Raw genomic sequence first — 12,305 nt, forward strand, 5'->3', positions numbered from 1 at the left:
GCAACCGTCCGGTCTGTCAACCTTTTCCTGGCAGCAGTACGTATTGCGCTACTCTCCCACCGCCGCAGGCGCCGGTTCGAGCAGTACCTCATCGAACTCCATGTCGAGAAGGTTTACGAAAATCATCCGGTTACGGAGCGATTCTCCTTCCCCGAGCAGGATCTTGCATGCTTCCGCCACCTGGAGGCTCGCCACCACGGCTGGGGTGAAGGACGGGTTGCCGAGGCGGGTTTCAATCCCGCGCGGCTCCGACCAGCTCCCGAAGAGTGAGGGGGAAATGTCGTCGCCCGGCAGTTGTGAGGCGATCTGCCCGTACCAGCCCCCTATGGCACCGTGTACGAGGGGGATTGAAAGCTCACGGCAGAGGTCGACAAGTTCCAGGCGGGTGGTGATGCTGTCCAGACCGTCCAGCACCACGTCGGCCCGAGTCAGGATCTCACGGCCGTTTTCCCTGGAAAACGCCACCTGGAGAGGCGTGATGGTTACAGCGGGGTTTATCTCGGCCACGCGCTCTGCGGCGACTGCTGACTTTGACCTGCCGAGCAGTGCCGGGGAGGAGAGGATCTGGCGGTTCAGGTTGTGTTCCTCGAAGATGTCTGGATCCACCACCACCAGGTTTCCGACCCCGAGGCGGGCCAACTCTTCCACCAGGTAGCCGCCGAGGCCGCCGCTGCCGATGATGACTGCCCGGCTCCGGAAGAGGTGGAGCTGCCTTTCCACGCTGATGGTCTGGCGGTTCCGCTGATAGCGTGCCGGCATCAGGCCGTGGGTCAGGGCTGTCTCCTCAACCCGGCCAAGGGTGAGGCCGAACCGCTCGGCAGCCCTGACCTGGGCCGCCCAGGGGAAGAGGTCTCCCGTTGCTTCAGCCGCGATGAATTCGAGCAGGTCCATCGGTTACCCTCCTCCCACCAGAGGGAACAGCGAGAGGGTGTCCCCGTCCGAGAGCCGGTGGTCCAGCTTGGCGTGCCGACCGTTGACCAGCACGATGCCGATGTCTTTCTCCGGAATGCTCAGCCGGTTTGCGATGTCTGCGGGGACTGTCCCCGGCTCGCACTGTTTCCTTGCCGCGGTAAAACGTCCGATGCGGAACATGGCAAACAGCTTGACAGTGATCTCCATGGTGACTCCTTCAACGGCCGGCGGATCGTTTGTTTTCCGGGCGCGGACACGAGGATGTGTCCGCGCCGTGTTCGCAGGTGTCCCTAGAAATTCCAGAATTCGTCGATCTCGGCGTCGGTGAAGTCCCACACGGCATTATGGGGCGCCACCGGCTCGGTCTTGAAGAATTCCGGCAGGCGGTCGTGCTCTTTGGTGAAGCCTGCCTCGATGTTGAATTGCCGCTCGGTCTTCAGGATCTGCTTGCCCAGGTTGGTCACGTCGTCGCCGGTCAGGTTGATGCCGAAGCGGGCATTGATCATGTCGATCAGGGCCGGCAGACACTCGGGGATGTCCAGGGCCGGGAAGGCGATGAAGATGCACATGCCGGTGGAGTCCACAGCCGCGGTGGCAATCTGCAGATTGCGGGAAAGCTCCACCTGCCCGTCCTTTTTCAGGGGATCCACAAAGCCGCCCACATTGAGGATGTTCGTGGCGATGGTGTAGCCGGCGGTGTGGTCGGCCCCCATGGTGCTGGTGGCGTAGGTGATGCCGATACCCTTGACCGACCGGGGGTCGTAGGCCGGAATTCCCTGGTTTTTCACCACCGGAACGCGGGTGACGCCGTAGGCCTTGCCGACTGAGGCCGCGCCACCGCCGAGGATCCGCCCCAGGGGGCTTCCCTTGCCGATTTCGTCCTTCAGCAGGCGGATGATCCCCTTGCCGTCGCCGAAGGGGAGGATGCCGGCCTCCATGGCCACGCCGAACATAACGGCGGTCTCGATGGAGTCGATGCCGATGTCGTCCATGAGATTGTCGGCAACGGCGATGTCGTCCAGGTTGTCGATGCAGCAGTCGGCGCCGAGCCCCCAGATGGTTTCGTACTCGAAGCCGGAAGTGACGTACTTGCCTTCCTTGTCGTGGTAGACCTGGGAGCACTGGATGATGCAGCCGGCGTGGCAGCCGTGCTTATGCTTGCCGCCGCGGCCCACGATGGTGTCGTGCATGGTTTCGCCCGAGATCTTGTCGTGCCCCTCGAACTGGCCGATGGTGAAGTTGCGGGTCGGCAGGCCGCCCGCCTCGTTGAGGATGTTGACCAGCACGTTGGTGCCGTAGGTTGGGAGCCCCTCGCCGCTTACCGGGTGGTCCAGGAGGGCCTTGGCGAAGGCGCGGGCCGCGGCCTTGAACTTCTCCGGGTCGGCAATCGGCACCTTGGGGGCTCCTTCGTCGTTGACGGAGATAAACTTGATTCTCTTGGAGCCCATGACGGCGCCGAGGCCGCCGCGGCCGTGGCTGCGGATCTTGCTGTCCGGGTCCTTGACGGAAATGTTGGCCGCGGTCATCTTCAGTTCGCCGGCCGGACCAATGGTGAGGACGCCGGTTTTCTTCCCGAGCCGGGATTCAACGGCTTCGATCACGGCGAAATTCCCTTTGCCGATCAACTCGGTTTCTTCCCGGATTGCGACCCCGTCCGTGGATACATGGAGGCTGTACCAGGCATCGGCCGTGGGAGCCCCTTCGATGATGAGCGCCTTTATGCCGAGCCGGGCCAGCATCTGGGCCGAGGTGCCGCCGGCGTTGCTCTCCTTGATGGTCCCGGTCAGGGGGCTCTTGGCCCCGGCGGAGAGACGGCCCGAGTTGGCGGCCGGGGTGCCGCTCAGGAGTCCCGGGGCAAAAACCAGCTTGTTGCTCGGTCCCAGGGGGTGGCAGGTGGGGGGGACCTCGGCGGCAACAATCGCCGATGTCAGTCCGCGGCCGCCGAGCCCCGCCCATTCGGCGGGAACCGCTTCGATCCTGGTACTCAGATCGGCCATGTTTACGCGAAGAATCTTATCCATGAGCTGTTACTCCCTTTCATGTGTTGGTGTGCTCTCCTTTCCGAAAGGGAGGCGCCGCCGTTTCCGGGGGCACCCGGTGGCCTTTTGCCATGAGGCGTACCTTGTAGGCTGCCAGGCTCGGAGAGTATGGCAGCCCCCTTCGAAGGGAAGGGGGCGCGTCGCTGTTACATTGCCGCCTTGTAGATGCCGATTACGCAGTCAAGGGTAGCGATGCGGGGGTTGGTCAGCATGCATGCGTCTTTCATGGCGTTTTCGGCCATGATGCGAAGGTCGGTTTCCTTCACGTTAAGGGCCGTGAGTCCCGCCGGGATGCCGATGTCAGCGGAGAGCTCGCGGATGGCGGCGATGCCCTTGGCGGCGGCAGCCACGTCGGAGAGTCCGTCGATGGTCTCGCCCATGGCAACGGCGATATCGGCGAAGCGCTTCGGATTGGATATCATGTTGAATTCACAGACCGCCGGCAGCAGGATGGCGTTGCAGACCCCGTGGGGGAGGTTGTAGAAGCCGCCGAGCTGGTGGGCCATGGCGTGGACGTAGCCGAGGCTCGCGTTGTTGAACGCCATGCCGGCCAGGTATTCGGCGTAGGCCATCTTGTCGCGGGCTTCCAGGTTCTTGCCGTTGGCCACCGCGGGGCGGAGCCAGTCGGCGATGAGCCGGATGGCCTGGAGGGCGCAGGCATCGGTGATGGGGGTGGCGATGGTGGAAACATAGGCCTCAACGGCGTGGGTCAGGGCGTCCATGCCGGTGGCGGCGGTGAGGGGGGCCGGCTTGCCGACCATCAGGACCGGGTCGTTGATGGCGATGTTCGGGGTGCAGCGCCAGTCGACAATGGCCATCTTTACCTTGGTGTCGGTGTTGGTGATGATGCAGAAGCGGGTCATCTCGCTGGCGGTGCCGGCGGTGGTGTTGATGGCCACGAACGGGGGCATGGGCCTGGTGGACTTGTTGACCCCTTCGAAGTCGCGAATGTTGCCGCCATTGCCGATCACGAGGCCCACTCCTTTGGCACAGTCGTGGGAGCTGCCGCCGCCGAGGGAGATGATGGAGTCGCACTGGTTGTCCTGATAGACCTTCACGCCGTCATGAACGTTCTTGTCCGTGGGATTGGGCTCGGCGCCGTCGAAGATGACGACCTGCACACCAGCCGCTTCAACCTGCTGCTTGACCTGGTCGGCCATGCCGATGGCCGAGATCCCCTTGTCGGTGACCAGCAGGGCCTTCTTGGCGCCGAGGGCCTTTACCTGGGCGCCGGTCTCCTTGGAGGAGCCGACTCCCATGAGGGTTACCGTGGGGATGAAGAAACCGAACGTTTGATCTGCCAATGCCATGTGTACTTCCTCCTTTTGTTGTGTGCGGTGCTGCCGCCATGGTGATGGGTCTTGCGGAGATTCTCTTCAGCGATTGTGCATACGGATTTGTAGAACGACTGTTTGATGATATGGCAAGTCGCATACCAAGTCATTTCGGTCATGATGGTTGTGGTGGTTTAACGCGCTGATTTTGTTGTAAACATTGACTGAAAAGCTGTAAACGCGGGCAGTATATTGAATACGAATTAATTTAACGTTGTTCTGCAATGGAGCGATGAGGCGTTCCATTCCGGAACGGCTGTAATGTATTGGAACAGTTCGTGGCCCGCCCTGCTCACCCCTGTCCTTCCCGGAGAGGACTCTGTAAAAATCCCCGGAAAACCCCGTCAGTAGTGGCATCGGCGCATGCCGGCCGGCTCCGGTTCGTGCCGTCGGCGTGCCATTGGTACTGAACTTGCCAACGGCTTCGATGACTACCTGGTCGTCATCCCCATCATCACGACGTGGAGCAGATCATGGGCCTCATTGATTCGTTCGGCAGACGCATTACCTATCTCAGGCTTTCCGTTACGGACCGCTGCAATCTCCGCTGCCGCTACTGCATGCCGGCGGGCGGAGTCCCCAAGCTCCGCCACGGCGAGACCCTGAGCTACGAAGATCTGCTGCGGGTGTCCCGCGAAGCGGTTTCCCTCGGAATCGAGAAAATCCGCATCACAGGCGGCGAGCCTCTGGTGCGGAAAGGGCTTGTCGATTTCGCGGGCCGTGTGGCAGCGATTCCCGGGTTGCGGGAACTTGTGCTGACCACCAACGGCCTGCAGCTGACGGAGACGGCTGCCCCCCTGCGGCGGGCCGGGGTCAAGCGGCTCAATATCAGTCTCGATTCGCTCCGCCCCGAAACCTTCTCGTACATTACGCGGGGAGGGGAGCTGCAGAGGGTGCTGGACGGCATCGCCGCTGCGGAGGCTGCCGGGTTTCCTCCCGTGAAGATCAACGTGGTGGTGATGCGGGGTGTCAATGACGAAGAACTCCTGGACTTTGCCGCCCTGACGGTGGACAAGCCCTGGACGGTTCGCTTTATCGAGTACATGCCGACACTGAGGGAGGAAGGGTGGCGTGAACACTGCGTGCCGGGGAGAGAAATCCTCCGGCGGATCGGAGAGCGATTCCCGTTGCTGCCGATGGTGAGCGCCGAGATGGCCGGCCCTGCCCGGAACTTCAGGATCAGCGGCGCTGCCGGCGCCATCGGGATCATCACCCCAGTCTCCGGTCACTTCTGCGACCAGTGCAACCGGATCAGGGTAACCGCGGCGGGCGTTGCGCGAGGCTGCCTCTTCTCCGGTGAGGGGCTCGATCTCAAGCCCTTGCTGGCTGCGGACGATCACGATCTCCTGCGCCGGGGGCTCCGGTCGCTCATTGTCGGCAAGCCCGGCCGGCACCACCTGGAGAACGGGGACGTTGGGGACGGCACCGTGGCCATGTCACGGATCGGGGGATAGGGGAGGACGGGATGGACGGACGGATCGTCGCGGTCAGCATCAGCAGAAACAAGGGAGAGCGGAAGACCCCGGTGGATGGAGTGGATCTCAGGGAGGAACACGGCATCGTGGGGGACGCCCACGCCGGTCCCTGGCACCGGCAGGTGAGCCTGCTGGCCCGGGAAAGCATAGACAAGATGAGGTCCCTGGGCCTTGACGTGGATTCTGGCGATTTTGCCGAAAACATCACCACCGCGGGGATCGACCTGCCGGCGCTGCCGGTGGGGAGCCGCCTCAGGGTAGGTGGGGCGGTCCTGGAGGTCACCCAGATCGGCAAGGAGTGCCACACCCGCTGCGCCATCTATCATCAGGCAGGGGACTGCGTTATGCCGAAGGAAGGGATATTCGCCCGGGTGGTGCGGGGAGGGGCGGTTCACGCCGGCGAACCGGTCGAGGTTCTTGCGGGCGACGACATCGGGCTCAGGTAGGGAGGGAACAATGGGGAAATCGGTCTACGTAAACACCAAGCCGACGGTCATTTCTGTTCGGGTTACCGACGAGCAGATGGAGGAAGTCAAGCGGCTCATGGAGAAAATGAAGATGAGCGCCTCGGACATCATGCGGGAAGCGTTCTTCCAGTTCGCGGACAAGGTGGAGCGGGCCGGCCGGCTTGATGCCATCCGGGCCGCGGCAATGAAATGCGGCGAGGCCCGCAGGAGGGCATGAGCCGCTTCAGGAGGGAATATCCATGATCACCGTCGCCTGCATAAAACAGGTGCCCGACACGACCCAGGTCCAGATCGACCCGGTGACCAACACCCTGGTGCGCGAAGGAATTCCGTTCATCGTCAATCCCTACGATACCCACGCCCTGGAGGAGGGACTGCGGGTCAAAGACCGCTACGGATTGCGGTCCGTGGCCCTTTCCATGGGGCCGCCCAACGCCGAGGCGGCGCTCCGCAAGGCCCTCTGCCTGGGGGCCGATGACGCCATCCTCTGCTCCGACCGCTGTTTCGGCGGTGCCGACACTCTCTCCACCAGCAACGTGCTGGCCGCGGCCATCGCGAAGATTGCCCAAGAGAGCGGTGAGGAGGTGGGGATCGTCTTCTGCGGCAAGCAGACCATCGACGGCGACACGGCCCAGGTGGGCCCCGGCATTGCCGTTCGCCTCGGCTTCACCCAGTTGACGCTGGTGGACCGCATCGAGCAGCTGGATGTCTCCGCCCGGCGGATCAGGGTGCGGCGCAAGCTGGAAGGGCGCTACGAGATCGTGGAGGCGCCCCTGCCGGTCATGATCACCGTGGTGCGGGAGCTGAACCGCCCCCGCTACCCCAGCGTCCCCATGCGGCTCGCGGCCCGCAAGGCCCAAGTGACGGTCTGGGGCAACGACGTGCTCCACCTGGACGTGAATAGCGTCGGCCTCAAGGGATCCCCCACCTGGGTGAGCCGGATTTTTTCCCCGGAGCGGGACAAGGGGGAGATCATCGGCGACGGGATCGGCGACCCGGTGGGAACGGCGCGGCTCTTGATCGAACAGTTGCTGGCCAAGGACATGCTGGCGGTGTAGCGCTTGAACGCGTTAACGCTTGAACGAGGTATTCCATGACCCAACCGGTAAAACCGAAGAGACCCCGCGGCAAGGCGAGCCTTGTCGAAGGAAAGTGCATCGCCTGCGGCGCCCGGTGCCAGAGCGCCTGCCCGGTGGACGGTATCGAGATGGGCGGTTCAGGGGAGCCGCGCATCGTTGAGGACAAATGCATCGGCTGCGTCAAGTGTGTGAAGGCCTGCCCGGGGAACGCCCTGGAGATCTTCTACACCCCCGCGGAGCTGGCGATCCTCGCCCTCCTGGAGAAGGAGGCCGGTCAGGCCGACGACGGGGTGGACGAGGAGGAGCGGCTCCGGCGCGAGGCCATCGCCGCCTGGCGCGGGGTCTGGGTCTTCGTGGAGCAGACCGAGGGGGAGCCGGCGCGGGTCTCCTGGGAGTTGATGGGGGCCGGGGCCGGGTTGGCAGGGAGCCTCGGCACGGAGCTCTGCGCACTGGTCATCGGCGAAAATGTGGAGCACCTCTGCCACGAGGCCTTCGCCTACGGCGCCACCAGGGCCTATCTGCTGGATCAGCCGGTATTCCGCCACTATCGGACAGAGGCGTACCTGGAGGCCTGCTGTTCCCTCATTGAAACGTACAAGCCGGAGATCGTCCTCATGGGGGCCACCGGCATGGGGCGCGACCTGGCGGGCGCCGTGGCCACCCGGGTGAAGACCGGGCTCACCGCCGACTGCACCGGTCTCGACGTGGATGACCGGCGGAATCTGCGTCAGACCCGTCCTGCCTTTGGCGGCAACATCATGGCCACCATCATGTGCGACCGGTTCCGCCCCCAGATGGCCACGGTCCGCCCCCACGTGATGCAGATGCCCGGTCGGAGGGAGGGGGCCACCGGCGAGGTCGTCCGGGAAACCTGCGCCATCAGGGAAGCCGACATCCTCACCAAGGTCCTGGAGATCATCCGGGACAAGAAGGGGGGAGTCGACATCGCCGGGGCCGAGTTCATCGTCTCCGGCGGCCGGGGTATGATGGCCAAGGAGAACTTCGGCCTGCTCCAGGAGCTGGCCGACGAGCTGGGCGGGGTGGTGGGGGCGTCCCGCAGCGCCGTGGACGCCGGCTGGATGCCCCACGAGCGCCAGGTGGGGCAGACCGGCAAGACCGTCCGGCCGAAGATCTACATCGCCTGCGGCATCTCAGGGGCGATCCAGCACCTGGTGGGGATGCAGGACTCGGACATGGTCATCGCCATCAACCGGGACAAGGAGGCCCCCATCTTCCAGGTGGCCACCTACGGCATCGTGGGGGATCTCTTCCGCGTGGTCCCGGCCCTCACCTCCCAGCTCAGGCAGCTGAAGCAGTCAACCATCCGATAGAGGTCCACGCATGCAGCCCAATGCCGCCATTTTTACGCCGATTCTGATCGCCTCCCTCCTCGTTTTCTGCTGGAGCATGTACCGCCGACTCGGGCTCGTTGCCCTGGGGCGCCCCGACGGGCGCGGTGTGAATCTTCTGCAAGGGCTCCGGGAGATGCTCCTCTACGCCTTCGCCCAGAAGCGGGTCCTGAGCCGCCCCTTTGGCCTGAATCACCTGGTCATTTTCTGGTCATTCATGATCCTCCTGGCGGCCAACATCGAATTCATGCTCGCGGGTGTCTTCCCCTCCCTGAGCCTGGAGCGGCTGCCTGCCGCCGTACATCTCCCCTTCATGGGGCTCTGCGACCTGGCATCCCTGGCGGCTCTCGGTGCGGCGGTCGTGGCCCTCGTGCGTCGGACCCTGGCACCCCCCTATCCGGAGGGGAGGAGCCTGGAGGCCTATGCCATCCTCATCCTCGTCGCCGTACACATGCTCGGCTTTTTCGGGGTGAACGGCGCGGCCATCGCCCTGGACCGCCAGGCCGCGGCCCCGGTCATGCCGGTGTCGTCGGCAATGGCGGCCGTGCTCGGCATACTGGAGAGCCGGCAGATCGAGGCGTTCGGTCTCCTTGCCTGGTGGACCCACGCCGTAGCGCTCCTCGCCTTCATCACGGTCCTCATTCCCTACAGCAAGCACCTTCACGTTTTCACCGCCGTTGCCAACTGCTTCGTCCGCCGGCCCGATGGTCCCAGCATCCCGGCCCGGGAGGCCTTTGAGGAGGGGACCGCCTTCGGCACGGGGCAGGCGGACCGCTTCTCCCGTGCGGATCTCCTGGACTCCTTTGCCTGCGCCAAGTGCGGCCGGTGCCAGGAGCTCTGCCCCGCCGCCACCACAGGCAAGCCCCTGAACCCCCGGCGGCTCGTGGAGGCTATCCGCCTGAACCTCCTGGCCAACGGGCCGCTCCTCAAGCGGGGCGGCGCGGCCACGGTGCCGCTCATCGGCGGGGAAGGGGAGGGGCGCGTGGCCGAGGAGGCCATCTGGTCCTGTACCTCCTGCGGCGCCTGCATGGCGGCCTGCCCGGTTCTCATCGAGCACCTGCCCAAGGTGATAGGAATGCGGCGCCACCTGGTGGAGATGGAGGCCCGGTTCCCCGAGGAACTCCTGAACCTCTTCGAGAACATGGAAGGGCGCTCTAATCCGTGGGGAATCGCCCCCACGGAGCGGACCAAGTGGACTTCCCACATGGCGGTGAAGCCCTTCGAAGCCGGCAAGACCGAGTATCTCCTCTACGTGGGATGCGCCGGCTCCTTTGATTCCCGGAGCAGGCAGGTGACCGTGGCCCTCGCCCGGATTCTCGACCGGGCCGGCGTGTCGTGGGGAATCCTGGGGAAGGATGAAACGTGCTGCGGCGACAGCCTCCGGCGGCTCGGCAACGAGTTCGTCTTCGACCGGATGGCCCGGGAGAACGTGGCGCTCTTCCGGGAGCGGGGGGTGACCAGGGTGATTACCCAGTGCCCCCACTGCTTCACCACGCTCAAAAATGACTATCGCCAGTACGGCCTGGAGCTGGAGGTGATCCCCCACGCCGAGTTCATCCTGGGGCTCCTGGCCGACGGAAAGCTCTCCCTGGAGGGGGAGTATGCCGGTCTCGGCACCGTGGTGTTCCACGACTCCTGCTACCTGGGACGGCACAACGGCGTCTACGAGGCGCCCCGTGAGGTGATCCGCCGGGTGACCGGCGAGCCAGCGGAGGAACTGGGCCGCAACCGGGAGAAATCGTTCTGCTGCGGCGCCGGCGGGGGGCGCATGTGGATGGAGGAGCAACTGGGGAGCCGCATCAACCACAGCCGGGTCGACGAGGCGCTCCGGGCGGCGCCCGAAACCATCTGCGTCACCTGCCCCTACTGCATGACCATGCTGGAGGACGGCCTCAAGGACCGCCAGGCCGGTGATACCCGGGTACGGGACATTGCCGAGGTGGTGGCCGAGGGGCTGCGGTTTTCCTGACCGGCTGCTGTCACATCATCTAATCCCGATCTGGAGACCACATGTCAGCAAACTCCCCGGCGATTTACCCTGCGGAGCCCCCCGCCGTCGCTCCCGCGTTCCGTGAGCACCCAACAAAGCTGTTCGTGGAGACCACCAGCCGCTGCAACCTGGGATGCGTCATGTGCATGAAGCAGACCCCCGGCTGCAGCATCACCGAGGGCGACCTGCAGCCGTCGACCTTCGCGGCCCTGGAACCGGCCTTCCCCCGGTTGGAGGCGCTCATCCTCAATGGGGTCGGCGAGCCGCTCCTCAATCCCCGGCTGGAGCAGTTCATCGCCCGGGCCCGCAAATTCATGCCGGCCCACGGCTGGATCGGGTTTCAGAGCAACGGGCTCCTGATGACCACCATCCGGGCGCTTTCACTGGTCAATGCGGGAGTCGACCGGATCTGCCTCTCCATGGACGGCGCCTCCCCCGACACCTTCCGGGCCATCCGCGAGGGGGGTAAGCTGAACGATCTGGAATGGGCCCTCTCGGCCCTCACCTCCGCCCGGGCCGGGTGCGGCAGGCCCGACCTGGAGATCGGCGTGGAGTTCGTCCTCATGCGCGAGAACCTGCGGGAGCTGCCGGCGGCGCTCCGCTGGGCCGCTGCCCGGGGAGTCACCTATGCTCTGGTCTCCCACGTCCTCCCCTATGGCGAGTCCCACACGGACCAGCGCGCCTACGACCTCTGCACCGACGAGGCCCTTTCCCTGTTCCACGTCTGGAAGGACAAGGCCGAACTGGCCGGCGTGGAGATCCGCCGCTATTTCGAGCTCCTCTTCCGGTTCGACCGTACTCCCGCGGAGCAGCGAATCGTGAATTTCGTGGAGGCGATCAGGGCCGACGCCCAGAATCGCGGCATCATGCTCGACCTCAGAAGGCTTCTTGCCCTGGATTACGGCAGACTCCAGGATGTGGTCGAGGTCTTCGAGGAGGCGCGGGAGGTGGCGCGGGCGACGGGCCTGGCTCTGAGGCTTCCCGAGGCGGTACCTCGGGAGCGCAAGCGGTGCGATTTCGTGGAGCAGGGTGGCGCCTTCGTGTCTTGGGATGGCTGGGTGCATCCCTGCTACTACCTCTGGCACTCCTGTCGCTCCTACGCCAACGGCTGGCTCCATCCGGTTCGGCCCCGGCGCTTCGGCAGCCTCGCCGAAAAGGGGGTTCTCGATATCTGGAACGGCGCCGAATTCCGCAGCTACCGGGAGAATGTGCTGCGCTACGACCACCCCTACTGCCCCGGCTGCGCCTTCGCCCCCTGCGACTACGTGCAGGCCGATAACTTCGAGCAGGACTGCTACGTGAATGCCGAGCCCTGCGGGAGCTGCCTCTGGAGCGCGGGGATATTCCAGTGTCTGTCGTAAGCGGCACGCGGAGTGAAGTGGAACAGCGGCCGTCAAGGACTCACGAGAAAGCAATTCGTTTACATTTCGATCTGTGTTTTAGTTCTGTGTGGTCACATTTGGCTTCTGATGGTTGTAGAGGGGGCCCGGGACTCTCACTCCGAAAATACCCCAAGCGTCGCCTCCGCCCCCCGATTCACTTGAGCAGCTCATAGTGCCGATTTCCTGTCGCACCGGCACCCTGCTTTTTGGCGAGACTTTTTCTCCGGGAGAATCCCCGGCCCCCTCGGGCGACCCCCGGTGGAACTGAGGCAAAGAGA

General features: G+C 64.5%; 11 protein-coding genes and 1 riboswitch. Of the genes, 7 read left to right on the forward strand and 4 right to left on the reverse strand.

All coding sequences use genetic code 11. The features are described from left to right. Positions 1-48: 48 nt before the first annotated feature. The 4 genes from AABA48_RS01150 to AABA48_RS01165 form a co-directional block, all read right to left on the reverse strand. A complete protein-coding gene (locus tag AABA48_RS01150; RefSeq protein ID WP_192905468.1) occupies positions 49-891 on the reverse strand; it encodes a HesA/MoeB/ThiF family protein in 843 nt (280 codons plus the stop codon). Positions 892-894: 3 nt separating this feature from the next. Further along, a complete protein-coding gene (locus tag AABA48_RS01155; RefSeq protein WP_192905469.1) occupies positions 895-1,119 on the reverse strand; it encodes a MoaD/ThiS family protein in 225 nt (74 codons plus the stop codon). 83 nt (positions 1,120-1,202) lie between these two features. Then, on the reverse strand, positions 1,203-2,933 hold the full coding sequence (locus AABA48_RS01160) for an aldehyde ferredoxin oxidoreductase family protein (protein ID WP_286351734.1): 1,731 nt from the start codon (positions 2,931-2,933) through the stop codon (positions 1,203-1,205). Positions 2,934-2,950: 17 nt separating this feature from the next. Beyond that, positions 2,951-3,068, reverse strand: a riboswitch (molybdenum cofactor riboswitch). A 29-nt stretch (positions 3,069-3,097) separates the two neighbouring features. Continuing rightward, entirely contained in the window at positions 3,098-4,261 is a 1,164-nt protein-coding gene (locus AABA48_RS01165) for an iron-containing alcohol dehydrogenase (protein ID WP_192905471.1), read from the reverse strand. Positions 4,262-4,758: 497 nt separating this feature from the next. Between AABA48_RS01165 and moaA the strand changes: the two genes are divergently transcribed. The 7 genes from moaA to AABA48_RS01200 are packed head-to-tail and all read left to right on the forward strand — an operon-like array spanning position 4,759 to position 12,006. Then, on the forward strand, positions 4,759-5,739 hold the full coding sequence (moaA, locus tag AABA48_RS01170; RefSeq protein ID WP_286351735.1) for a GTP 3',8-cyclase MoaA: 981 nt from the start codon (positions 4,759-4,761) through the stop codon (positions 5,737-5,739). 11 nt (positions 5,740-5,750) lie between these two features. Then, on the forward strand, positions 5,751-6,206 hold the full coding sequence (locus AABA48_RS01175; protein ID WP_286351736.1) for an MOSC domain-containing protein: 456 nt from the start codon (positions 5,751-5,753) through the stop codon (positions 6,204-6,206). Between the two features lie 10 nt (positions 6,207-6,216). After that, positions 6,217-6,444, forward strand: a complete 228-nt coding sequence (locus AABA48_RS01180; RefSeq protein WP_192905474.1) for a ribbon-helix-helix protein, CopG family — start codon at positions 6,217-6,219, stop codon at positions 6,442-6,444. 22 nt (positions 6,445-6,466) lie between these two features. After that, positions 6,467-7,285 (forward strand): electron transfer flavoprotein subunit beta/FixA family protein, encoded by an 819-nt coding sequence (locus AABA48_RS01185; RefSeq protein ID WP_286351737.1) that lies wholly within the window; start codon positions 6,467-6,469, stop codon positions 7,283-7,285. Between the two features lie 35 nt (positions 7,286-7,320). After that, the gene (locus AABA48_RS01190; protein ID WP_286351738.1) at positions 7,321-8,637 is read left to right on the forward strand and encodes an electron transfer flavoprotein subunit alpha; all 1,317 of its coding nucleotides are present in this window, start codon (positions 7,321-7,323) and stop codon (positions 8,635-8,637) included. A 10-nt stretch (positions 8,638-8,647) separates the two neighbouring features. Beyond that, entirely contained in the window at positions 8,648-10,624 is a 1,977-nt protein-coding gene (locus AABA48_RS01195; RefSeq protein ID WP_286351739.1) for a (Fe-S)-binding protein, read from the forward strand. A 41-nt stretch (positions 10,625-10,665) separates the two neighbouring features. Beyond that, on the forward strand, positions 10,666-12,006 hold the full coding sequence (locus tag AABA48_RS01200; protein WP_192905478.1) for a radical SAM/SPASM family putative metalloenzyme maturase: 1,341 nt from the start codon (positions 10,666-10,668) through the stop codon (positions 12,004-12,006). Positions 12,007-12,305 lie beyond the last annotated feature (299 nt).

Source organism: Geobacter sp. 60473 (assembly GCF_036323535.1).
GTDB classification, from domain to species: Bacteria; Desulfobacterota; Desulfuromonadia; order Geobacterales; family Geobacteraceae; genus Geobacter; species Geobacter sulfurreducens.